The 22,667-nt window shown below is 77.1% G+C and carries 23 protein-coding genes; 11 read left to right on the forward strand and 12 right to left on the reverse strand.

What is annotated here, in order from left to right; translation table 11 throughout:
• Positions 1-6: 6 nt before the first annotated feature.
• Positions 7-1,818: a SpoIIE family protein phosphatase gene (locus tag BUE37_RS11120; RefSeq protein WP_245794517.1), complete on the reverse strand. Its 1,812-nt coding sequence runs from the start codon at positions 1,816-1,818 to the stop codon at positions 7-9.
• Between the two features lie 342 nt (positions 1,819-2,160).
• Here BUE37_RS11120 and BUE37_RS11125 point away from each other — a divergent pair, with 342 nt between their 5' ends.
• Complete coding sequence (locus tag BUE37_RS11125) at positions 2,161-2,607, forward strand: ATP-binding protein (protein WP_245794519.1); 447 nt, start codon at positions 2,161-2,163, stop codon at positions 2,605-2,607.
• Positions 2,604-3,557, forward strand: coding sequence for an RNA polymerase sigma factor SigF (locus BUE37_RS11130; RefSeq protein WP_083628562.1), 954 nt, complete (start codon positions 2,604-2,606; stop codon positions 3,555-3,557). Before BUE37_RS11125 ends, BUE37_RS11130 begins: the two co-directional genes overlap by 4 nt.
• Before the next feature lie 33 nt (positions 3,558-3,590).
• On the opposite strand, the gene BUE37_RS24820 is transcribed toward BUE37_RS11130, so the two are convergent.
• Both BUE37_RS24820 and BUE37_RS11140 read right to left on the reverse strand, forming a co-directional pair.
• Positions 3,591-4,772 (reverse strand): SPFH domain-containing protein, encoded by a 1,182-nt coding sequence (locus tag BUE37_RS24820; RefSeq protein ID WP_073420220.1) that lies wholly within the window; start codon positions 4,770-4,772, stop codon positions 3,591-3,593.
• 76 nt (positions 4,773-4,848) lie between these two features.
• Positions 4,849-5,280 (reverse strand): NfeD family protein, encoded by a 432-nt coding sequence (locus tag BUE37_RS11140; protein WP_073420758.1) that lies wholly within the window; start codon positions 5,278-5,280, stop codon positions 4,849-4,851.
• A 113-nt stretch (positions 5,281-5,393) separates the two neighbouring features.
• On the opposite strand from BUE37_RS11140, the gene BUE37_RS11145 reads away from it, so the two are divergent.
• A complete protein-coding gene (locus tag BUE37_RS11145; RefSeq protein WP_073420221.1) occupies positions 5,394-6,131 on the forward strand; it encodes a hypothetical protein in 738 nt (245 codons plus the stop codon).
• A gap of 40 nt (positions 6,132-6,171) precedes the next feature.
• Positions 6,172-6,825: a hemerythrin domain-containing protein gene (locus tag BUE37_RS11150; RefSeq protein WP_073420222.1), complete on the forward strand. Its 654-nt coding sequence runs from the start codon at positions 6,172-6,174 to the stop codon at positions 6,823-6,825.
• On the opposite strand, the gene BUE37_RS11155 is transcribed toward BUE37_RS11150, so the two are convergent.
• From BUE37_RS11155 to BUE37_RS11175, 5 genes are all read right to left on the reverse strand, one after another.
• Positions 6,806-7,669, reverse strand: coding sequence for a class I SAM-dependent methyltransferase (locus tag BUE37_RS11155; protein ID WP_073420223.1), 864 nt, complete (start codon positions 7,667-7,669; stop codon positions 6,806-6,808). The genes BUE37_RS11150 and BUE37_RS11155 overlap by 20 nt on opposite strands.
• A gap of 68 nt (positions 7,670-7,737) precedes the next feature.
• Positions 7,738-8,859: a ferrochelatase gene (locus tag BUE37_RS11160; RefSeq protein WP_083628563.1), complete on the reverse strand. Its 1,122-nt coding sequence runs from the start codon at positions 8,857-8,859 to the stop codon at positions 7,738-7,740.
• 55 nt (positions 8,860-8,914) lie between these two features.
• Positions 8,915-9,688, reverse strand: coding sequence for an enoyl-ACP reductase FabI (gene fabI, locus BUE37_RS11165; RefSeq protein WP_073420224.1), 774 nt, complete (start codon positions 9,686-9,688; stop codon positions 8,915-8,917).
• The gene (gene fabG / locus BUE37_RS11170; RefSeq protein WP_073420760.1) at positions 9,688-10,392 is read right to left on the reverse strand and encodes a 3-oxoacyl-[acyl-carrier-protein] reductase; all 705 of its coding nucleotides are present in this window, start codon (positions 10,390-10,392) and stop codon (positions 9,688-9,690) included. The genes fabI and fabG overlap by 1 nt, the downstream gene beginning before the upstream one ends.
• Positions 10,393-10,477: 85 nt before the next feature.
• Positions 10,478-11,449: a patatin-like phospholipase family protein gene (locus tag BUE37_RS11175; protein ID WP_073420225.1), complete on the reverse strand. Its 972-nt coding sequence runs from the start codon at positions 11,447-11,449 to the stop codon at positions 10,478-10,480.
• 54 nt (positions 11,450-11,503) lie between these two features.
• On the opposite strand from BUE37_RS11175, the gene BUE37_RS11180 reads away from it, so the two are divergent.
• Positions 11,504-11,707 carry a zinc-ribbon domain-containing protein gene (locus BUE37_RS11180; RefSeq protein WP_073420226.1) on the forward strand — a complete coding sequence of 68 codons (204 nt, stop codon included), beginning with the start codon at positions 11,504-11,506 and terminating at the stop codon, positions 11,705-11,707.
• Between the two features lie 16 nt (positions 11,708-11,723).
• On the opposite strand, the gene BUE37_RS11185 is transcribed toward BUE37_RS11180, so the two are convergent.
• Positions 11,724-13,628, reverse strand: a complete 1,905-nt coding sequence (locus BUE37_RS11185) for an AfsR/SARP family transcriptional regulator (RefSeq protein WP_073420761.1) — start codon at positions 13,626-13,628, stop codon at positions 11,724-11,726.
• 34 nt (positions 13,629-13,662) lie between these two features.
• On the opposite strand from BUE37_RS11185, the gene BUE37_RS11190 reads away from it, so the two are divergent.
• Positions 13,663-14,538 (forward strand): alpha/beta fold hydrolase, encoded by an 876-nt coding sequence (locus BUE37_RS11190; protein WP_073420762.1) that lies wholly within the window; start codon positions 13,663-13,665, stop codon positions 14,536-14,538.
• 6 nt (positions 14,539-14,544) lie between these two features.
• Here the strand turns inward: BUE37_RS11190 and BUE37_RS11195 are convergent, their stop codons facing one another.
• Positions 14,545-15,702 carry a 3-deoxy-7-phosphoheptulonate synthase gene (locus BUE37_RS11195; RefSeq protein ID WP_245794521.1) on the reverse strand — a complete coding sequence of 386 codons (1,158 nt, stop codon included), beginning with the start codon at positions 15,700-15,702 and terminating at the stop codon, positions 14,545-14,547.
• 216 nt (positions 15,703-15,918) lie between these two features.
• Here BUE37_RS11195 and BUE37_RS11200 point away from each other — a divergent pair, with 216 nt between their 5' ends.
• The 3 genes from BUE37_RS11200 to katG are packed head-to-tail and all read left to right on the forward strand — an operon-like array spanning position 15,919 to position 19,188.
• Entirely contained in the window at positions 15,919-16,419 is a 501-nt protein-coding gene (locus tag BUE37_RS11200) for a VanZ family protein (RefSeq protein WP_073420227.1), read from the forward strand.
• Positions 16,420-16,450: 31 nt separating this feature from the next.
• Entirely contained in the window at positions 16,451-16,915 is a 465-nt protein-coding gene (locus BUE37_RS11205; protein ID WP_073420228.1) for a Fur family transcriptional regulator, read from the forward strand.
• Positions 16,912-19,188 (forward strand): catalase/peroxidase HPI, encoded by a 2,277-nt coding sequence (gene katG, locus BUE37_RS11210; protein ID WP_083628565.1) that lies wholly within the window; start codon positions 16,912-16,914, stop codon positions 19,186-19,188. The genes BUE37_RS11205 and katG overlap by 4 nt, the downstream gene beginning before the upstream one ends.
• A gap of 82 nt (positions 19,189-19,270) precedes the next feature.
• On the opposite strand, the gene BUE37_RS11215 is transcribed toward katG, so the two are convergent.
• Entirely contained in the window at positions 19,271-20,116 is an 846-nt protein-coding gene (locus tag BUE37_RS11215) for a LysR family transcriptional regulator (protein WP_073420229.1), read from the reverse strand.
• 104 nt (positions 20,117-20,220) lie between these two features.
• Between BUE37_RS11215 and BUE37_RS11220 the strand changes: the two genes are divergently transcribed.
• Together BUE37_RS11220 and BUE37_RS11225 are read left to right on the forward strand one after the other, a co-directional pair.
• A complete protein-coding gene (locus BUE37_RS11220; RefSeq protein WP_073420230.1) occupies positions 20,221-20,952 on the forward strand; it encodes an SDR family oxidoreductase in 732 nt (243 codons plus the stop codon).
• A gap of 70 nt (positions 20,953-21,022) precedes the next feature.
• A complete protein-coding gene (locus BUE37_RS11225; RefSeq protein WP_073420231.1) occupies positions 21,023-21,940 on the forward strand; it encodes a nucleotide excision repair endonuclease in 918 nt (305 codons plus the stop codon).
• A 13-nt stretch (positions 21,941-21,953) separates the two neighbouring features.
• Here BUE37_RS11225 and BUE37_RS11230 read toward each other — a convergent pair whose 3' ends face one another.
• The gene (locus BUE37_RS11230) at positions 21,954-22,661 is read right to left on the reverse strand and encodes a class F sortase (protein ID WP_073420232.1); all 708 of its coding nucleotides are present in this window, start codon (positions 22,659-22,661) and stop codon (positions 21,954-21,956) included.
• Between the last annotated feature and the right edge of the window lie 6 nt (positions 22,662-22,667).

The raw sequence follows: 22,667 nt of genomic DNA on the forward strand, positions 1-22,667 counted from the left end.
CACCCGTCAGCGCAGCTCGACCAGCCGCTCCAGCCCGCTGACCTCGAGGATGTGCCGGGTCACGCCGCCGGCGGGGGCGTGCACGACCAGCCGCCAGCCCTCGGCCTCCGCGATGGCGGCCACGGCGAGCACCACCCGCACCGCGGCGCTGCTGAAGAGGGTGACCTCGCCGAGGTCGAGCTCGACCCGGACGGTGCCGCCGTGGCTGGCCTCGAGCAGGCGGATGCGCAGCTGCTCGGCGCTGACCATGTCGACGTCGCCGGCCGCCCGCACCACCGGGCCCTCGCCCTCCCGGTCGACGACGATGCTCGCGTCGGTGCCGCCCGCCGGGTGCTCGGGCTCCTCGTCGGGCGTCTGCCGCAGCCGGGTGCGCAGCGTGACGGTGGTGCCGTGCTCGCCGCGCACGACCATGCCGTCGACGAGCTGGCGCATGATCAGCAGCCCGCGGCCGCGGTCGCCGGGGTCGCGGTCCGGCGGGCGCCAGGTGCCCTCGTCGTGGACGGTGACGGTGAGGACGCCGTCGACGTCGACCGCCGCCGTCACCTGCATCGGCCCGGGCTCCGTGCCGCGGTAGGCGTGCTCGGCGGCGTTGGCGCAGGCCTCCCCCACGGCCACCATCACCCCGACCCGGTCCTGCTCGCCCATGCCGAGGGTGGTGAGCCAGGCCGACAGCCGGCGGCGGACGGCCGGCAGCGCCGCGGGGACGGCGGTGAGGTCCAGGCGCAGCGGCTCCACCGACCGCGCCCGGCGGTGGGCCACCAGGACGGCGACGTCGTCGGGGCGGCCGTCGCCGGTGAGCAGCCCGCCGGCGATGCGCGCGGCGAGCCCCGCCACCGCCTCGGCGTCGAGCGCGTCGGGGTCGGCGAGCGCGGCGCGGGCCACCTCGGTGAGCCGGCCGAGCCCCTCCGAGGGCGGCGGGCCGGGCGCGGCGACGGCGCCGTCGGAGTAGAGGACGAGGGTGGCGCCGGGCTCGAGCTCCGCCCGGGCGACCGGGGTGGCGGCGCCCGGCAGGGTGCCCAGCGGCGGGCGGGCGGTGACCGGCAGGTAGCCCGTGCTGCCGTCGGCGTGCACCAGCAGCGGCGCGGGGTGCCCGGCGGCGGCGAACGACAGCCCGCCGGTCGCGACGTCCAGGACGGCGTAGAAGACCGAGGCGCCCTGGACGTCGTCCATCTGGGCGGCGAAGTCGTCGAGGGCCGCGAGCACCGCGGCCGGGGCGGGGTCGCGCAGCGCGCTGGAGCGCATGGCCCCGCGCAGCCGGCTCATCGCCGCGGCCGCCGGGACCCCGGAGCCGACGGCGTCGCCGATGACCAGGGCCAGCCGGCCGTGGCCGAGGGGGACGACGTCGTACCAGTCGCCGCCGGCGGCCCGCTCGGAGGTGGCGGGGTGGTAGCTGCCGGACAGCCGGACGTCGGGCAGCAGCGGCAGCGACGGCGGCAGCAGCGAGTGCTGGGCCTCCGCGACCACGTCGGGCGGGGTCTCGCCGTCGCCGGGCAGCGGCGCGGCGCCGTCCCCGCCCTCGACGACGAGCACCGCGCCGGGGTCGCCGCCGGCCGCCAGCGGGCGCACCGACACCGTCACCGGCGGGCCGCCGTGCACGAGGGAGCCGCTGAGCGTCTCCGGCCGGCCGGTGCGCAGGACGCTGGCCACGATCTCGGCGACGGGGCGGCCGCCCACCACGGGCAGGTCGTCGGGGGCGGGGCCGAGCTCGCGGGCGCGGGCGTTGGCCCACACCGTGTGCTGCTCCGGTCCGGTCACGAACCACAGCGCCGACGGCGCGTCCTCCAGCGCCGCGACCAATGCCGCCGGGCCCTCGTCCACGACGGGACGGGGCCCCGGCGGCGCGCTCCCCTGGCTGGCGTTCATCCGGGACAAGTCGACAACAGGAGCGGGGGCCCGGCAACCGCGCGCACCCCCGCCCCGGGCGGCGTTTGCCCGGGCGCGACGCGGGGTAACCCACCCTGCTGGCGGCAGAGCCGGGCCCGTGCCCGCGCCCCGCCCGGCGCCGGGGGCACCCCGGCGGGCAGACTGGAGCCGGTCGCCGTCGTCCCGCCTCCGGCGGGCGGGCGGCCGAGGCGGACGATGAGGAGCAGACGACGGATGGCGGACTCGAGGAGTGCCCTCGCCCAGGACGGGCGGCGCGCCGAACGACTGGAACTGCGCGTGCCGAGCACGCCGACCCAGCTCCCCGCGGTGCGGGCGATGGCCGGTGACCTGGCCATCCGCATGGACTACGACCTTGACTCGGTCGAGGACCTGCGCCTGGCCGTCGACGAGGCCTGCGCGACCCTCGCCGCGATCGCCCTCGGCGGCGCGCCCCTGACCGTGGTCTTCGAGACCACCCGCAGCGGCCTGCACATCGACGCGTGGGTGCCCACCGCCGACGGCACCGACGTGCCCCGCGACGGCTTCGGCTGGACGGTGCTGCAGACCCTCGCCGACAACGTCGAGGGCCGTCCCGCCACCCAGGCGACCGTCCCGGCCGGCGACGGCAGCGACGCCGCCGTCGCCGTCATCTCCATGGACAAGTACCTGCCCGGGCAGCGACCGGGCGACCCCGTCGGCCGGCTCGACCGTGACCTGAGCAGCGACGTCACGGTCGCTCCGTGACGTCGGCGGCCGCAGGCAGCCGGGCCGTCGAGGAGGACCCACTGCACGACGACGCGACCCCCGCCGAGGACGCGACCTCACCCGAGGACGCGTCCTCCTCCGGGGACACGACCGACAGCGGGGAGGCGGTCAGCGCCACCCCGGCCACCGACCGGCTGACCGCGGAGTCCGACAGCCCCCCGGTGTCGGACAACCGCCGCCGGGCCGAGCGCACCGCCCCGCTGTTCGCCGAGCTGGCGACGCTGGAGAAGGACGACCCGCGGCGGGAGCGGCTGCGCGAGATCCTGGTCGAGGAGCACCTGCCCCTCGTGCGGCACTTCGCCCGCCGGTTCAGCAACCGCGGCGAGCCCTTCGACGACCTGCTGCAGGTGGGCACGCTGGGCCTCATCGCCGCGATCGACCGGTTCGACCCGAACCGCGGCGTGGAGTTCCTCTCCTTCGCCGTGCCCACGATCACCGGTGAGATCAAGCGGCACTTCCGCGACCAGGGCTGGTCGGTACGGGTACCGCGCCGGCTGCAGGAGCTGCACCTGTCGCTGAACTCCGCCGTCGGCGAGCTCGCGCAGAAGAACGGCCGCGCGCCCACCCCGTCGGAGCTGGCCGAGCACCTGGGCATCCCGCGCGAGGAGGTCCTCGAGGGGCTGGCGGTGGCCAACGCCTACCGCAGCAGCTCGCTGGACGAGCGGCTCTCCGGCGAGGACGACTCCCCCACGCTGGCGGCCACCCTCGGCGAGGAGGACGCGGCGCTCGAGGGCGTCGAGTACCGCGAGTCGCTGCAGCCCCTGCTGGCCACCATCCCGGCCCGCGAGCGGCGCATCCTCATCCTGCGGTTCTTCGGCAACATGACCCAGTCGCAGATCGCCGCCGACATCGGCATCTCGCAGATGCACGTGTCCCGGCTGCTCAGCCAGACCCTGGCCAAGCTGCGCGAGGGCCTGCTCAAGGACTGAGGCGGCGTGCACCCCCCGGGGTGCACGACCCCGTCAGGCCGGGGGCTCCTCGTCCCGCCGGGCCATGCCGTTCTCGGCGGCGCGGGCGAGGTCGGTCGTCGGCGGCAGCTGCGGGGAGGGCACCGCCGGCCCCGCGTCGGCGATGCTGCTCATCTCGATGCGCGCCTCGGGCTGCTCCGCGGCCGGGGGCAGGCTCGACTCGAACCAGCCGCTGGTGTCCATCGGCGCGGCCGGCGTCCCGTCCCCCGACGGCGGGACGTCGAGGAACGAGCGGCTCTCGCCGTCGCCGCCGCCGAGGCGGGACAGGCCCTCGAGCGCCTTGGTGAACTCGCTCGGGACGATCCACATCTTGTTCGCGTCGCCCTGCGCGATCCGCGGCAGCGTCTGCAGGTACTGGTAGGCCAGCAGCCCCTGGTCGGGCTTGCCGTCGTGGATCGCCTGGAACACCGTCTCGATCGACTTGGCCTGCCCCTGCGCCTGCAGGTACAGCGCGGCGCGGTCGCCCTCGGCCCGCAGGATGCGGCTCTGCCGCTCGGCCTCCGCCTCGAGGATCGCCGCCTGCTTGCGGCCCTCGGCCGACAGGATCGCCGAGGCCTTCTCCCCCTCCGCCGTCGTGATCGCCGACTGCCGGGCGCCCTCGGCCTGCAGGATGATCGCCCGCTTGTCGCGGTCGGCGCGCATCTGCTTCTCCATGGAGTCCTGGATCGACGGCGGCGGGTCGATCGCCTTGATCTCCACCCGCGCCACCCGCAGCCCCCACGGGCCGGTGGTGCCGTCGAGGACCTCGCGCAGCTGGCTGTTGATGCCGTCGCGGCCGGTGAGCGCGCCCTCGAGGTTGAGCCCGCCGACGACGTTGCGCAACGTCGTCGTGGTCAGCTGCTCCATGCCGGTGATGTAGTTCGCGATGCCGTACACGGCCAGCCGCGGGTCGGTGACCTGGAAGTAGACGACGGTGTCGATGCCGACCTGCAGGTTGTCGGCGGTGATCACCGGCTGCGGCGGGAAGGACACCACCTGCTCGCGCAGGTCGATGGTGGCCCGTACCCGGTCGACGAAGGGCACGAGCAGCGACAGGCCCGGGGAGAGCGTGCGGCTGTAACGACCGAGGCGCTCCACCACCTTGGCCTGGGCCTGCGGCACGATCGTCACGCTCTTGGCGGCGACGAGCACGAACAGCACGACGGCGACGACCAGCACGATCAGCGCGGCACTCACGGGCGTCCTCCCGGGTCGGTGGTCCCTACGGCGATCCTGCTGGTCAGCGGCGCGGCGGCGCCACCCGGTCCGGCCGCTACCCGATCTCCTCGCCGACGATCGCGGTGGCGCCCTCGACCTGCAGGATCCGCACCGTCGTGCCGACGGGGTAGGTGTCGTCGAACTCGCTGCGGGCGGTCCACTCGTCGGCGCCCACCTGGATGCGGCCACTGGAGCGACCGACCACCCGGGTGACGACGGCGGTGCGGCCCACCAGGGCCTGGACGCCGTCGCGGTGGGCCGGCGCCCGCTCCAGGTGCGCCCGCGCCACCGGCCGGACGCTGGCCAGCAGGAACGCCGACAGCCCCAGGAACGCCACCAGCTGGAACGGCACGGACGCGCCGGCCAGCGCGGCGACGGCACCGCCCAGCGCACCGCCGGCGAGCATCAGCAGGACCAGCGCACCGCCGGCGATCTCGCCGGCGGCCAGCAGGCCCGCCGCGACCAGCCAGAGCACCCAGGCAGCCATGCCCCCAGTCTCCCAGACGACGGGGACGCCGTCGGCGGCCCGCACGCGGGAGCCGCGCCACCCGGCCGCGCTCCCCGGCCGCGCCACGGGTCCCCGCCACGTAGCCTCGCGGCGTGCACGAGCTCCTCGCGGGCCGGTTCGCGGTCTGGGCGACCGCGTGGCTGACCGGCCGCACCTCCACCGACGAAGCGCTGGACGCGCTGGCCGACGACCGCGCCCACCAGGTCACCGGGATGCCGGGGTCACAGGGCACGGTGCCGCTCGGCTGGGCGCTCACCGCCCTGCGCGGCCTCGGCGAGCGGCGGGTCCGGCTGGTGCTGCCGGTGCCCGGCGACGTGCGCGGGCTGCCGCCGGCGCCCGGCCTGGCGCCGCTCGCGCTGGAGGCCCGGCAGGCGGCGGTGGGTGACCGGGTGGCGCTGGTGCCCGAGGCGGCCGGCCCGGAGGTGGTGTCCTGGACGGCGGTCGACCTGGCCGGCGTCGCGCCGGCGCCCCCGCCGGTGGAGGGGTCGCTGCGCGCGGTCTCCGGGGCGCTGGACCTCGCCGTCGGCGACGCCGCCCGCACCCTCGCCCGGCTCGACCTCGCCCGCTGGCACCCCGAGGTGCCGGCGCTGCTGAGCGGCCTGGCCGGCGCGCGGGCGCCGGGCCTGCCGCCGGACACCGACCCGCTCGCGCTCTCGGTGCTGGCCCGCGCGCAGCGGCTGTCGCGGGTGCTGGACCTGGCGATGGCCGACACCCCGGGCGGCGCGGTCACCTCCGGCCAGGCCGCCGCCCGCGACGACGCGCTGCGCCCGCTGGCCGACGCGGTCCGCGAGGCCACCGTCGCCGCGTACAACGCCGTCCCGCGCTCCTGAGCGCCCGCCGGCGGCCGTCCCGGCGCTACGGTGCGCGGGCATGACGGCGCCGACGATGAACGGCCTGATCCACAACGCGGTCCGCCGCGACCTCGAGCGCCTGGCCGCCGCGCTGGAGGTCTGGCCCGACGGCGACCGGGACCGCGCAGCCCGGCTCGGGCTGGCCTTCGCCAACCTGCGGCGCGAGCTCACCCACCACCACGAGGGCGAGGACGCCCACGTCTGGCCCTTCCTCGCCGGCACCGGCGTGGCCCCCGACCTGCTCGCCGAGATGGAGGACGAGCACGCCGCGATGTCGGCCGCCCTGGCGCAGACCGGCGACGCGCTGGCCGCGCTCGCCCGCACCGGGTCGGCGGCCGACGCCGCCGCGGCCCGGGCGAGCGTCGGGCGCACCCGCGAGGTGGTCGGCGCCCACCTCGACCACGAGGAGCAGGAGCTCGAGCCGCTGCTGCACGGGCACGAGGGGACGGCCGAGTGGCGGGCGGTCACCGGGCGGCTGCGGCACCGCTCCCCCGCCGACGCGGGCTCGTTCTTCGCCTGGCTGACCGACGGGATCAGCGACGGCGACCGGGCGGCGCTGCGGGCCACCGTGCCCCCACCGGTGACCGGCGTGCTGTCGCGCGTGTTCGGCCGCCGCTACACCCGCACGGTGGCGCCGGTGTGGCGGGAGGCGGTCACGCCCGGCGCGCGGTGACCAGCCAGGCGGCCGAGCCGAGCTCCACGCCGTCCGGTCCGGCGTGCGCCGCCATGCGGCGGCGCAGGTCGGCGACCGCCCCCTCGCGCGCGGCGTCGTCGAGGCCGTCGAGCATCCAGCCGGCCAGGCCGAGGACGAAGGTGACCGCGTCGTCGGCGTCGGCGCCGAACCACTCCGGCTCGGCCAGACCCTCGACCTCCACCTGAGCGTGACCCGCGTCGGCCAGCACCCGCCGGACGCGGGCGGGGTCGGCGAGGGAGAACGGCCCCGGCGCGCCGGGTGGCGGCGCGGGCAGCGGGCGCCCGGCGGCGAGCGCCCCGAGGATCTCGGTCATCCACTCGTTGGCTTCCAGCGCCTGCCACACCAGCAGGACCAGCCGGCCGCCGGGCACCAGCGCGCGGCCGACGTTGGCCAGCGCGGCCACCGGGTCGGCGAAGAACATCGCGCCGGTGCGGCTGACCGCCACGTCGAAGGACGCCGGCGGGAAGGCCGCCACCTGGGCGTCGGCCTGCTCGAACCGGGCGCCGTCGAGGCCCTCCTCGGCCGCCCGCCGCCGGGCCACCTCGAGCATCGCCGCGGACAGGTCCACACCGAGCGCGGAGCCGGTGACGCGCGCCGCCGCACGGGTGGTGGCGCCGGTGCCGCAGCCGACGTCGAGCACCCGGTCGCCCGGGCGGAGCTCCGCCGCGGCGAGGAAGGCGGCGTCGTAGCGGGCCACCGCCCGGTCGAAGCGGTCGGCCTGCGCGGCCCAGAACGCGCCCTGAGCGCCGTCCCAGGCACCCAGCTGCGCGGCGTTGGCGGGAGCGACGTCGACCGTCCGCCCGCCGACCGGGTCAGGGGTCATGGCCCACCGTCCTCGTCCGGCCCCCGGTGGACCGACGGTCCTCCCGGGGGCCGGGCCCCGTCAACGGGTCAGGCGGGGCGGGCCGCCGGGCGCTGGACGAAGCAGCAGGAGGCCGGGCAGTTGGTGCCCAGCCGCGGCTCGCTGCCGGCGCGCCGCTCCTGCAGCAGCTCGCGGACCATCGCCACGAACGCCGGGTGGGTGCCCGCCGTGCCGGCTCGGACGAACGCCAGCCCGAGCTCCTCGGCGGTCTCCTTCGCCTCGTTGTCGAGGTCCCAGATCACCTCGAGGTGGTCGCTGACGAAGCCGACGGGGAACAGCACGACCGCCGTCTCGCCGTTCTCGTGCAGCGCGCGCAGGTGGTCGTTGACGTCGGGCTCCAGCCACGGCACCGACGGCGGGCCGCTGCGCGACTGCCAGACGAGGTCGAAGGCCCGCCCCGGCTCGACGGCGTCGACGACGGCGCGCGCGGCGGCCGTGAGCTCGTGCTCGTAGGCGTGCCCGTCGGGGCCGGCGACGGCGGCCATCGCGTCGGGGATGGAGTGCGCGGTGGCCACGAGCCGGGCGGTGGCGCGGTGCTCCTCGGGCAGCTCCGCGAGGGCGGCGGCGAGCGCGTCGGCGTTGGCGCGGACGAACCCGGCGCCGTCGAAGTAGTGCGGCAGCTTCTCCGCCGTCGGGCCCCCGCCGGTGGCGATCCGGGCCCGGGCGACGTCCTCGTGGTACTGCCGGCAGCCGGAGTACGAGGCGTAGGCCGACGTGGCCAGCACGTACACGTGCTCGATGCCGTCGTCGGTCATCTGCTGCCAGACGTCCTCGACGTAGGGGTCCCAGTTGCGGTTGCCCCAGTAGACGGGCAGGTCGACGCCGTTCGCGGCGAGGTCGGCCTCGACGGCGGCGACCAGCGCCTGGTTCTGCTCGTTGATCGGGCTGACGCCGCCGAAGTGGTGGTAGTGCTCGGCGACGTCGAGCAGCCGCTCGCGCGGGACGCCGCGGCCGCGGGTGACGTTCTCCAGGAACGGCATGACGTCGTCGTGGCCGCGGGGGCCGCCGAAGGACAGGACCAGCAGCGCCTCGCGGCGGCCGGGCGGTGCGGGGGTGGCGGAGGGCTGGGCGCCCCCGTTGTTGCGGACGGCGAGCGAGGGGTCCTCGTCGGGTCGCTGGCCGGGGTGCAGGTCGACGGTCGCGCGGGGCACGTGCTCTCTTCCTGTGCGCCGGGAGGCGCGGATGCGGGACGGACGGTGGGACCCGTCACACGCCCACGGCGTGGAAGCCGCCGTCGACGTGCACGATCTCTCCGGTGGTGGCGGGGAACCAGTCCGAGAGCAGCGCGACGACGGCCTTGCCGGCGGGCTCGGTGTCGGTGACCGACCAGCCCAGCGGCGCGCGGCCCTCCCACGCCTCCTCGAACTGGGCGCTGCCCGGGATGGACTTCATGGCCATGCTGCGCAGCGGGCCCGCGGCGACGATGTTCGAGCGCACGCCGTCGGGGCCGAGCTCGCGGGCCACGTAGCGGCTGACCGACTCCAGCGCCGCCTTGGCCGCGCCCATCCAGCCGTAGACCGGCCAGGCGACCGAGGCGTCGAAGGTGAGCCCGACGACCGAGGACGGGTTCGCGAGCAGCGGCCGGCAGGCCTGGGTGAGCGAGGCGTAGGACCACGACGACACCTGGAACGCGGTCGCCGCGTGCTCCCAGGCGACCTCGGGGAAGCCCTCCCCCATCGCCTCCTGCGGCGCGAAGCCGATGGAGTGCACGACGCCGTCGAGGCGGTCGAGGCCGGCCTCGCGCAGCCGGCCGGCCAGGGAGTCCAGGTGCTCGGGGTCCGTCACGTCCAGCTCGACGACGGCCGCCTCCTGCGGCAGCCGCTTGGCGATCCGCTGGCACAGCGACAGCGCGCGGCCGAAGTTCGACAGCACGACGGTGGCGCCCTGCTCCTGGGCGATCCGCGCGGTGGCGAAGGCGATCGACGCCTCGGTCAGCACGCCGGTGACGAGGACCTGCTTGCCCTCGAGGATCCCGCTCATCAGTGCCCCATCCCCAGTCCGCCGTCGACCGGGACGACCGCCCCGGTGACGTATCCGGCCGCGTCGCTCGCGAGGAAGCGGACGACGGCGGCGATCTCGTCGGCCTCGGCGTACCGGCCCAGCGGCACCTGCCCGAGGATCTCCTGCTGCCGCTTCTCGGGCAGCTCCGCGGTCATGTCGGTGCGCACGAAGCCGGGCGCGACGACGTTCGCGGTGACGTTGCGGCTGCCGAGCTCGCGGGCGATCGAGCGGGCGAGGCCGACGAGGCCGGCCTTGCTCGCCGCGTAGTTCGTCTGGCCGGCCGAGCCGAGCAGCCCGACCACCGAGCTGATGAACACGATCCGCCCCGACCGGGCGCGCACCATCTTCGGCACCGCGCGCTTCGTGACGCGGTAGGCGGCGGTCAGGTTGGCGTCGAGGACGTCGGCGAAGTCGTCCTCCTTCATGCGCATGAGCAGGCCGTCGCGGGTGATCCCGGCGTTGCTCACCAGCACCTCGACGGGGCCCTGGTGCTCCTCGACCTCGGTGAAGGCCCGGTCGACGGCCTCGGTGTCGGTGACGTCGCACTGCACGCCGAACAGCCCGTCGGGGGCGCCGCTGCCGCGGTGGGTGACCGCCACGGAGTCGCCCTGCTCGGCGAAGGAGCGGGCGATGGCCAGCCCGATCCCCCGGTTGCCGCCGGTCACCAGCACCGACCTGCCCACGTGCACCCCCTGCGCCGACGTCCTGTCCAGGGGACGAACCTAGTCGCTGGACGCCGGTCACACCCGGCCGGACGGGGAGCGCCGGTCAGTCCCGGCCGGCCGCCCGCCGCAGCAGCCCCGCCACCTCCGGGGAGGCGGCGTGCTCCCCGGCCCGCAGGAACGACTGCTGCAGCACCTCGTCGAGGCGCTCGCGCGCCATCATGTCCGCGCCCATGACCTCCTGCTCGGCCGCGCCGGGGGTGAACACGACCGTGCGGATCCCGGCGGCCTCCAGCGCCCGCACCTCCCGCACGAGCTGCCGCTGGGCGTAGCGGCGCATGGCGGCGGCGAGGTCCTGCCGCCACCCGGGCGAGCCGCTCATGGGCGCGACGACCACGACGACGTCGACGCCGGTGCCGCGCAGCACCGCCGCGTTGGTGGCGGAGTGCACGCCGCCGTCGACGTAGGCGTGCCGGCCGATCTGCACCGGGGCGAAGTAGCCGGGCACCGCGCAGGAGGCGGCGACGGCGAGGTGCACCGGCGCGGGCGGCGACCCGGGCCGGCCGAAGACGACGCGGCGGCCGTCGCGGCGGCGCACCGCGGTGATCCACAGGGACTCGGGCCAGTCCGGGCCCTCGACCTCGCGGAGCGCGCCGAGCTGGGCCACGACGTCGTGCCGGCCGGGCGCGAGCAGGGTCATGCCGGCGGCCAGCGGGCGGAAGCGCCACGGGCGGGCCAGCGCGCGGGCGACCAGCGGCGGCCCGGGCAGCCGCATCGGCCGGCGGAGCACGTCGAGCGGGCGGAACGGCGCGAGCTCGGGCACCTCGGCGCTGGCGATGGTGCGCAGCACGCCGTCCTCGCCGGACAGCGGCGCCTTCACCGTCCAGGCCGCGAGGTCCTCCGGGGAGACCCCGGCGCGCAGCAGGGTGCCGGTGATCGAGCCGGCGGAGGTGCCCACGACGACGTCGGCGGTGCGGGCGTCCCACCCCGCGTCGTGCTGCAGCACCGCCAGCACCCCCGCGTGGTACGCCTGCCCGACCACGCCGCCCCCGCCCAGCACCAGTCCCACCCGCGCCACGGGAGCAGGGTCGCACGCACGGCCGGCCCGCCGTCCCGTCCCTAGGCTGGCGGGATGTTCCTCCTCTTCGGGTTCGGCACCAAGCAGAAGGTCCTCGGGCCGGGCGAGGTCCGCACCTGCCCGCGCTGCGGCAACACGACGCAGTGGACGCGCATCCGGCAGTTCCGCCAGTTCTCGCTGTTCTTCGTGCCGGTCGCGCGGTGGCGGCGGGAGACGCTGGAGGTCTGCGGGGTCTGCGGCACCGCCGTGCAGGTCTGAACCGCCGGGGCCGGGCTCAGCCGAGCAGCGCCAGCGACTCCCCGACCGGCCCGGCGGTGAGCAGGCCGCTCCCGGCGGCGAGCTCGCCCGCGGCCGGCCGCAGCGCCGCCGCCGCCCGCGCGGCCAGGTCCCGGTCGCCGGTCGCGACGGCGGCCCGCCCGGCGAGCACCCACAGCGCCTCGAGCAGCAGCCCGGGCGGCGGGCCGGGCAGCCCGCGCAGCACCGCGACCGCCTCGGCGGCCTCGGCGTCGCGGCCCTCCGCGAGCAGCACGTGCGGCCGCACCCAGGGCGCGTACGGGCCGGCGTCGCCCTCCTCGCGCGCCGGCTCGCCGCGGGCGACCCGCAGGCAGGTCAGCGCCAGCGGCACCAGGCCGGCGGCCACCCCGGGCATCCCGGAGCCGGCCACCCGCTCCAGCGCGGCGCGCAGCGCGTCCTCCGGGCCGCCGCCGGCCACGGCCCGCAGCACCCGCCACGCGCCGGTGAACACCGCGGCCAGCGGCCGCTCCCCGGCGACGGCGAGGGCGTCGAGGACCGCGGCGTGCCCGGCGGCGCCGTCGAGGTCGCCGAGCGCGGTGCGGGCCTGCAGCCGCACGAGGTGGCCGAGGACGAGGGCGTCGTCGAGGCCCGCCCGCTCCGCGAGCGCCACCACCTCCGCGCCGGTCGCGTCGCGGGCGGCGGCGAGCCCCGCGCGGTCGCAGGTGTGCAGGTAGACCGCCCCGAGCGCGGAGGCGAGCAGCGCGGGGTCGCCGGTCGCGCGGGCGATCGCCTCGGCGGCGCGGGCGGCGGCCGGCCCGCGGTCGCCGGGCAGCCCGCGGGACTCCACCGCGACCGTGGTGAGCAGCCGGGCGCGCAGCGGGGCGGGGGCGTCCTCCGGCAGCCGGCGCAGCGCCCGCTCCGCCGCGGCCACGAGCCGGGCCGAGCCCTCCGGGTCGTCGGAGCGCGGCCACACCGAGGGGACGTCGAAGCTCCCGACGACGCGGGCGACCAGCAGCGGGTCGCCGGTCTCCTCGGCCGCGGCGACCGTGGCCAGGCGCTGCTCGCGGGCGGCGGTGAGGCCCGCCGCGCCGCTGACGGCGAGCGCGCGCAGCAGCGTCACCGACGTCTCCAGCCGCGCCCGGGAGCCCGGCGCGACGGCGCCCTCCCAGCTGCGGGCGGCCCGCGCCCACACGGTGTCCTCGGCCCGCCGGTCCAGCGCCGGGTCGCGCCGCAGCACCCGGGCCTCCAGGTCGGCGAGCCGGCGCCCCGGGTCGAGGCCGAGCTCGCCGGCCAGCCGGGCGCGGGCGCGGCGCAGCACGGCGAGGGCGTCGGGCGCCCGGCCGGCGCGGTAGAGGGCCAGCGCGAGCAGCCGCCAGCCCTCCTCCCGCCACGGCGAGCCGGCGACGTGCGCGTCCAGCCGCGCGACGGCGTCGGCCGGGCGGTCGAGGTCGAGCAGGGCGGCGGCCGACCGCTCGACGGCGGTGGCGTGCAGCTCGGCCCACCGGGCGCGGTCGGGCGCCGCCCACGGCCGGTCGCCGACGTCGGCGAGCGCCGGGCCGCGCCAGGCGGCCAGCACCGCCTCCAGCGCGGGCAGGTCCGCGGGGCCCGCGAGCGTGCGCTCGACGTCCTCGGCGTCCACGGCGACACCGCGCAGCGCGTAGCCGGGGCCCTCGGTGACCAGGATCCGGGCCAGCGTGCGCGGCGGGCGGTCGGGCTCCAGGGCGCGGCGCAGCGCCGCGACGAAGGTGCGCACGGCGGCGACCGCGCCGTCGGGCGGGACGTCCCACAAGTCGTCGACGAGCACCGGCACCGGGACGACGCGGCCGCGGGCGACCACCAGGCGGGCCAGCAGCTCGCGGTGCCGCGGCCCGCCCAGGGGCAGCGGCCGGCCGTCGGCGTCCCGGGCCTCGACGGGCCCGAGCACGCCGATCCTCGTCGCACTCATCGATCGCTCATCGGCCGCGCCGAGGGTGGCCGCCATGACCCCCGACATCCCCGGCTCCACCCGCACCCGCGTCCCCGGCACCGACGGCGTCGAGCTGTCGGTCGCCGTGCTCGGCAGCGGCCCCGCGCTGGTGCTGCTGCACGGCTTCCCGCAGACCTCGCTCATGTGGCGGCTCGTGGCGCCCGCGCTGGCCGCCGACCACACCGTCCTCTGCCCCGACCTGCGCGGCTACGGCGCCAGCGACGCCCCCGGGGCCACCGGCCCCGACACCTACAGCGCGCGCACGATGGCCGCCGACGTCGTGGCCGCCGCCCGCGCGCTGGGCCACGAGCGGTTCGCCCTGGCCGGCCACGACCGCGGCGCCCTGGTGGCGGTGCGCGCGGGCCTGGACTCCCCCGACGCCGTGACCCACCTGTGCTCCCTCGACGTGCTGCCGACCCTCGACTCCTGGGACATCCTCTCCGGCGTGCGGGCGTCGGTGGCCTGGCACCTCTACCTGATGGCCCAGCCGCCCGGCCTGCCCGAGGCGATGATCACCGCCACCGCCGACGCGTTCTTCGGCTCGTTCCTCGACGGCTGGGGCCGGGAGGGCCTGTTCCCCGCCGACGTGCGCGCCGAGTACCTGCGCGCCTCGCGGGAGCGGGTGCCCTCGATCGTGGCCGACTACCGGGCCAGCGCCGGCGTCGACCTCGAGCACGACGCCGCCGACCGCGCGGCCGGCCGCCGGCTGACCATGCCGGTGACCGTGCTGCAGCAGGACTGGGGCGCCGCGCTCGGCTTCGACGCGGCGGCGCTGTGGCGGGCGTGGGCGCCCGACCTCGACCACCGCACCGTCGCGGCCGGCCACTTCATGGCCGAGGAGGCGCCGGACGTCGTCGTCGGGGCGCTGCGCGACCTGCTCGCGCGCTGACCCGGCTCAGCCGGCCGTCGCGGCCCGCCGGGCGCGGGCGGCGGCGGCCAGCTCGTCGAGCAGCGCCTCGGTGGTGGACAGGTCGACGCAGGAGTCGGTGACGCTCACGCCGTACTCGAGCCGCTCGGGGTGCGCCTGGTCGAGGTCCTGGCGGCCCTCGGCCAGGAAGCTCTCGATCATCACGCCGCGGATCGCCCGCTCCCCGCCGGCGACCTGGCCGGCGAGGTCGGCGACGACGGCGGGCTGGCGGCGGTGGTCCTTGCGGCTGTTGCCGTGCGAGGCGTCGACGACGAGCACCTCGGGCAGCCCGCGCGCGGCCAGGCGGCGCCGGGTGTCGGCGACGTGCTCGGCGGAGTGGTTGGGGCCGTCGGCGGTGCCGCGCAGGATGACGTGGCCGGTGTCGTTGCCCGTCGTCGACAGCTGCGCGGACACCCCGTGGGAGTCGACGCCGAGGAACTCGTGCGGGGCGCGGGCGGTGAGCACCGCGGAGATGGCCGAGTCGACGCTGCCCTCCGGCGAGTTCTTGAACCCGACGACGGAGGAGAACCCCGACACCCGCTCGCGCGCGGTCTGATCGGTGACGTTGCGCGCCCCGACGCCGTTGTAGGTGACCAGGCCGTTGACGTACTGCGGGGTGAGCGCGTTGAGCGGCTCGGCGGCCACCGGGACGCCGAGGCCGGTGATCGCGCCCATGAGCATGCGGGTGGCGACCAGGCCGACGCTGATCCGGCTCGACCCGTCGAGGAACGGGTCGTAGGCGAAGCCCTTCCAGTCGACCTCGGTGCGCGGCTTCTCGGTGTAGGTGCGCATGACGATCTCGAGGTCGGCGCCGTGCCGCTCGCGCATGCGGGCGAGGAAGCCGGCGTACTCCAGCGCGGCGGCGGGGTCGTGGATCGAGCACGGGCCGGCGATGACGGCGAGCCGGTCGTCGGCGCCGGTGACGACGTCGGTCATCGCCCGCCGGCCGGCCGCCGTCGTCGCCGCGGACGCCGCGGTCAGCGGCACGACGGCGGCCACCGCGGCCGGGGTGACGACGACGCTCAGGCCGGTGATCCGCGCGTTGACCAGGCCGGTGACGTCGGCGGCGTCCTCCGGCCCGACGCCGACCTGCCGCTGCACGCCGGGCAGCAGCTCGGCGAGCGTGGCGTCGATCTGGGCGTTCACGCGGGTCTGGACGTCGAGCAGCAGGTCGGCGACCCGCGTCGCCTCGGCCAGGATCTGGTCAGCGGGGATCGGGGGGCTCCTCGGGCGGTGCGGCTGCGCCGCGCGGGGAACGCGGCCGGGTCGGTCGGTGCAGCCGTCGAGCCAACCACATGCGCGGCGCGTCCCGGCCGGGCTCCCGGGCGGAGCGGGCCCGCCGCCCTACCGTCCCCGGTCGCGATGGTCACGACGTCCCTGGTCGAGCACGCGGCGCTCGTGCCGGTGGCGCTGCTCCTGGTGCTCGCCGGCTGCACCGGCACCGGGTGGCTGCTGCTGCGCCGCCGGCCGCACGACCGCCGCACGCCGGGGGCGCTGGCGCTGCTGGGCCTGCTGCCGGTGGTCGCGCTGACGCTGACGCCCACCCCGCGGCGCGCGTTCGAGACGTGCGCGGTGCAGCTCTCCCTGCCGTCCCCGGGCAGCGTCGAGCTGCTGGCCAACGTCGCGCTGTTCGTCCCGGCGGTCTTCTTCGCCGCGCTGGCCACCCGGCGTCCGGTGGCGGTGCTGCTCGCCGCGGTGGGGGCGTCGGCCGCCGTCGAGGCGGTGCAGGCCGCGCTCCCGGCGCTCGGCCGCTCGTGCGACACGAACGACCTCGCGATGAACGCCACCGGGGCGGCGCTGGCCGCCGCCCTGGCCGCGGGCACCACCGCGCTGGCCGCCCGGCGGTCCCACCGGCGTTCTTGACTCGTTCAAGGAAAGCCGTGAGGATGGCGCCGTGCCGGACGCCGCGGAGCTCGAACGCGTGCTGCGCTCGGCGGGCCTGCGGGTCACCCGCCCCCGCCTGGCCGTGCTCGACGCCGTGCACGCGCACCCGCACGTCGACACCGAGACGCTGATCGCCGCCGCCCGCGCCCGGCTCGGCGCGGTGTCGCACCAGGCGGTCTACGACGTCCTCGCCGTCCTCACCGAGCGCGGCCTCGTGCGGCGCATCCAGCCGCAGGGCTCGCTCGCGCGCTACGAGGCGCGGGTGGGCGACGACCACCACCACCTGGTCTGCCGGTCCTGCGGCGCCATCACCGACGTGGACGGCGCCACCGGCGACGTCCTCTGCCTCACTCCCCCGGTCGGCGGGGGCTTCCTCGTCGACTCCGCCGAGGTCTTCTACTGGGGCCGCTGCCGGTCCTGCGCGACGACCCCGGCCGACCTGCCCGAAACCCGAGCACAGAGAGGTACGCCGTGAGCACCAGTCCCGAGGACACCGCGGGCGTCAACGAGCCCAAGCCGTACGACACCACGACCAGCCCGGTCGGCACGTACGAGACCGAGAGCCCGGCCAGCGAGAGCCAGAACCCGGTCATCCCCTCGCCGGTCAACGAGACCGGCCACCGCCCCCGCAGCAACCGCGACTGGTGGCCCAACCAGGTCGACCTCACGGTGCTGACCAAGACCTCGCCGGACTCCGACCCGCTCGCCGGCCTGGACTACAAGGCCGAGTTCGCGAAGCTCGACGTCGAGGCGGTCAAGCGCGACCTCGTCGAGGTCATGCGCACCTCGCAGGACTGGTGGCCGGCCGACTGGGGTCACTACGGCCCGCTGTTCATCCGCATGTCGTGGCACGCCGCCGGCACGTACCGCATGGCCGACGGCCGCGGTGGCGGCGGCGAGGGCGGGCAGCGCTTCGCCCCGCTCAACAGCTGGCCGGACAACGCCAACCTCGACAAGGCCCGCCGCCTGCTGCTGCCGGTCAAGCAGAAGTACGGACGCCGCCTGTCCTGGGCCGACCTGCTGGTGCTCGCCGGCAACGTGGCCCACGACGACATGGGCCTGCCCACCTTCGGCTTCGCCTTCGGCCGCGAGGACAAGTGGCAGCCCGACGAGGTCTTCTGGGGCCCGGAGGACACCTGGCTCGGCGACGAGCGCTACGCCGGTGACGACCCGCTCGACCTCGAGGCGGGCAACCTCGCCGCGGTCACCATGGGCCTGATCTACGTCAACCCGGAGGGCCCGAAGGGCAGCGCGGACCCGGTCGCCTCGGCGCACGACATCCGCGTCACCTTCAGCCGGATGGGCATGAACAGCGAGGAGACCGTCGCGCTCATCGCCGGCGGCCACACCTTCGGCAAGACGCACGGCGGCGGTGACCCCTCGCTGGTCGGCCCGGAGCCCGAGGGCTGCCCGGTGCACGGCAACGGCCTGGGCTGGATCAACCAGAACGGCACCGGCAAGGGCGCCGACACGATCACCAGCGGTCTCGAGGGCGCCTGGACCCCCAACCCCACCCAGTGGGACAACGGCTACTTCGACATGCTGTTCGGCTACGACTGGGAGCTGACCCGCAGCCCGGCCGGCGCCAAGCAGTGGCAGCCGAGCAACCCCGAGGCGCAGGAGCTCGTGCCCGACGCGCACATCGCGGGCAAGAAGAACCCGCCGATGATGACGACGGCCGACATGGCGCTGATCAAGGACCCGGAGTTCCGCGCGATCTCCGAGCGCTTCCACGCCGACCCGGAGTACTTCGCCGACCAGTACGCGCGGGCCTGGTTCAAGCTGCTGCACCGCGACATGGGCCCCAAGAGCCGTTACCTCGGCCCGGACGTGCCGGCCGAGGACCTGCTCTGGCAGGACCCGGTGCCCGCCGTCGACCACGAGCTGGTCGGCGAGGCGGAGATCGCCGACCTCAAGGCCCGCCTGCTGGCCTCGGGCCTGACGGTCCCGCAGCTCGTGCACACCGCGTGGGCGGCGGCGTCGTCGTACCGCAAGACCGACAAGCGCGGCGGCGCCAACGGCGGCCGGCTGCGGCTGGAGCCGCAGGTCGGCTGGGCCGTGAACGACGGCGTCGCCGACGTCATCCCGGTGATCGAGCGGGTCAAGGAGGAGTTCGAGCGCGAGACCGGCAAGCGGGTCTCCTTCGCCGACCTCGTCGTCCTCGGCGGGTCCGCGGCCGTGGAGAAGGCCGCGGCGGACGCCGGCGTGCCGGTGACCGTGCCGTTCTCGCCGGGCCGCACCGACGCGACCCAGGAGACCACCGACACCGACGGCATGAAGTGGCTCGAGCCGCGCGCCGACGGGTTCCGCAACTGGGTCAAGCCGGGCAGCAAGCTGGCCCCGGAGACGATGCTCGTCGACAAGGCCTTCATGCTCGACCTGTCGGCCAAGGAGATGACGACGCTGGTCGGCGGCCTGCGCGTGCTCGGCGCGAACAGCGGCGGCACGCGGCACGGCGTGTTCACCGAGCGGGTCGGCGTCCTGTCGCAGGACTTCTTCCGCACCCTGCTCGACCTGGGCGTGCAGTGGCGGACGTCGGCCGACTCCGAGGACGTCTACGAGGCGCTCGACGCCGAGGGTGCCGTCGTGCGCACCGCCACCGCGGCCGACCTGGTGTTCGGCTCGAACTCGATCCTGCGCGGCATCGTCGAGGTCTACTCCTCCGACGACGCGGCGGAGCTGTTCGTGCGCGACTTCGTCGCCGCGTGGACGAAGGTCATGGAGCTCGACCGCTTCGACCTGCGGTAGTCGCTCCTCCCCCTGCGGGTGCCCCGGTCCGCGTGCGCGCGGGCCGGGGCACCCGTGCGTCCGGGGCCGTCCAGGGGCCGGCTCAGAGCCGCAGCGCGGTGCGCACCAGGTCGGCGACGGCCCGCGACCGGCTGTGCGGCGGCCAGGCGACGAGCGTGGTGACCTCCTCGGCGTCCACGACCGGCACGGCGACGACGTCGTCGTGCAACTGGGCGCGGACGGAGTCGGGCAGCACGACGTGCGTGCGGCCGAGCGAGACCAGCTGCAGGAGCTGGGTGTGGCTGTGCACCTCCGGGCCGGGCCCCGGTGCGTAGCCGCCGTCGGGGCCGGGCCAGCGCGGCGCCGGCAGGCCGGGGACGTCGGCGAGGTCGGCGAGCCGGAGCTCGCGCCGGGTGGAGAGGGGATGGCCGGCGGGCAGGAGCGCGACCTGCCCCTCGGTGGCCAGCTCCTCGACGTCGAGGCCCGTGGTGTCGTCGAAGGGGCGGTGCAGCAGGGCGACGTCGGCCCGCCCGGTGCGCAGCAGCCGCCCCTGCTCACCGGGGCCGCACAGCACGACGTCGACCGGCACGGACCCGGGCTCCGCGGCGTAGGCCGACAGCAGCTTGGCCAGCAGCTCGGCGGAGGCGGCGGCCTTGGTGGCGAGCACGACCTGCGGCCGGCCGGCGTCCGCGACGGCGCGGCGGGTGCGGTGCTCGGCGGCGACCACCGCGTCCAGGGCGGCGCGGGCCTCGCGCAGGAGCACGGCGCCGGCGTCGGTCAGGGCCACCGAGCGGCTGGTGCGGTGCAGGAGCGCCGCGCCCAGGCGCCGCTCGAGCGCGCCGATCGCCCGGGACAGGGGCGGCTGGGCGATGCCCAGCCGCTGCGCCGCCCGGCCGAAGTGCAGTTCCTCGGCGACGGCGACGAAGTAGCGCAGCTCCCGCGTCTCCACGACCCGGCCCAACGCCGGGAGCCCGCCGATCCATACCGCCGCGGTATCGGCCGGCACCGAGACGGTGTTGGACGGCCCCGCCGCCCGCGCCGAGGCTCGACGGCATGGCAGAGACGAGGACCGCGCTGGTCACGGGCGCGAACAAGGGCATCGGGTACGAGATCGCGGCGGGGCTCGGGGCCCTCGGCCACCGCGTGGGGGTGGGGGCGCGCGACGACGCCCGCCGGGAGGAGGCGGTGGCCCGGCTGCGGGCGGCCGGCGTCGACGCGGTCGGCGTGCCGCTGGACGTCACCGACGACGCGAGCGTCGCCGCCGCGGCCGAGCTGCTCGCCGACCGCTTCGGCCGGCTGGACGCGCTGGTGAACAACGCCGGCATCACCGGGGGCATGGACCAGCGGCCGACCACCGTCGACCTCGACGTCGTCCGGACCGTCGTGGAGACCAACGTGCTCGGGGTGATCCGGGTGACCAACGCGATGCTGCCGCTGCTGCGCCGCTCGCCGTCGCCGCGGATCGTCAACGTGTCCAGCGGCGTGGGGTCGCTGACCCGCCAGTCCGGGCCCGACGGCGAGCTCACCACCGGGCCGGTCGCGGTGGCCTACTCGCCGTCGAAGACGTTCCTCAACGCGGTGACGGTGCAGTACGTCCGCGAGCTGGCCGGCACGGGGATCCTCGTCAACCTCGCGTGCCCCGGCTACGTCGCCACCGACCTCAACGGCTTCCGCGGCGTGCGCACCCCCCAGCAGGGCGCGGCGACGCCGATCCGGCTCGCCACGCTGCCCGACGGCGGGCCGACGGGCGGGTTCTTCGAGGACGCCGGCACCGTCCCCTGGTGACCGTGGGGCGCCCGTGACGGGTGGGGCGTGGCGCCGTCACGGGGGGCGGTGGCGTGCGCACCATGGGCGCGTGCCCGCCCGACCGGACGCCGTCGCGGCCCTGCCGGCCGCCCCGGGCGTCTACCGCTTCCGCGACGGCGGCGGGCGCGTGCTCTACGTCGGCCGGGCCACCCACCTGCGCTCGCGCGTCGGCTCCTACTGGGGCGACCTGCGCGACCGGCGGCACCTGCGGCGGATGGTCGGGCGGGTGGCCCGGATCGAGGCGCTGGAGTGCGACTCGGTGCACGAGGCCGCGTGGGCCGAGCGCAACCTGCTGGAGCGCTCGCTGCCGCCGTGGAACCGCATCGCCGGCGGCCTGGAGGTGCCCGTCCGCATCCGGCTGGACGCCTCGCCGGACGCGCCGCGCCTCGACGTCGTCTCCGACCCCCGGCCGGGACCGGACGTGCGCCTGTTCGGCCCCTACCTCGGCGCCCGGCGGGTGCGCGCGGCCGTCTCGGGGCTCGGCCGCGTGTACCCGCTGGCCCACGCGGGCGCGGCGGGCAGCGCCGCCGCGCGCGAGCTGGCGCGGGCCCGGGGCGGGCGGGACACCCCGGTGCCCGAGCTCGCGGCCGCGCTGACCGCGGTGCTCGCCCGGGAGCCGGCCGCCGTCGCCGCCGCGGTGGCGGCGCTGTCCGCCCGGCGCGACGCCGCGGCGCAGGCGCAGGCCTACGAGGCGGCCGCCCGCCTGCAGGAGGAGATCGAGGCGCTGCGGTGGGTGGTGGCGCCGCAGCGGGTCACCGCGGCGGAGGGCCGGGCCGACGGCGACGTCACCGGCTGGACCGGCGAGGTGCTCGTCCGGCTGCGCATCCGGGGCGGCCGGGTGCGCGACTGGGACCAGGAGCCCTGCACGCGCGCGTCGCCGGGGACGCGCGCGCCCGCGGGCTGGGGGCCGTTCCTCCGCCGCAACGCCGAGCTGGCCGCCCGGCTCGCCGCGCTGCCCGTGACCTGAGCGGCGCGCCCGGTCAGGCGGGGCGCGTCCCGACGAGCGAGGCGAACGCGATGACGTTGTCCTCGTAGCTGCCGGCGCCGCTGTCGAAGGCCCCGCCGCAGGTGATCAGCCGCAGCTCGGGGCCGTCGGTGTTGCCGTAGACCTCGATGGTGGGGAACTCGTCCTTCGGGTGCCGCTCGACCCGGTCGACGGCGAACACGGCGACGGTCCCGTCCTCCCGGGTGACCTCCACCTCGTCGCCCGGCTCGAGCGCGCCGAGGTCGTAGAAGACCCCCGGCCCGTACTCCGCGGAGTCGACGTGGCCCAGCAGGACGGCCGGGCCGACGGCGCCGGGGGCCGGGCCGGGGCTGTACCAGCCGGCCCGGTCGTCCCGCTCGAGCGGCGGCACCTCGACGGTGCCGTCGTCGTTCAGCCCGAGGTCCATGAGCTCGCTGGTGACGCCGATCGCCGCGACCGACACCGACACCGGCGCGGCGACCGGGGCGGCCCCGGCGGTCCCGCCGGCCTCACCGGCCGGTGCGGACGGCTCGGCGGGTGCGGGAGGGGCGGGCTGCGCCGTCCCGGAGGACGACGACGACGTCGCGCCGTCGTCACCGGCGCCGGCGGCGGGCTGCGGTGGGGACTGCTGCCCGGTCGTCGCGACCACGAGGGCGACGACGCCCACGACCGCCAGGGCGAGGGCGGCGAGGAGCCAGGTGCGGGGGGAGCGGCGGGACGTCACGGGGTC

It is taken from the genome of Geodermatophilus nigrescens (genome assembly GCF_900129495.1).
Taxonomy (GTDB): Bacteria; Actinomycetota; Actinomycetes; order Mycobacteriales; family Geodermatophilaceae; genus Geodermatophilus; species Geodermatophilus nigrescens.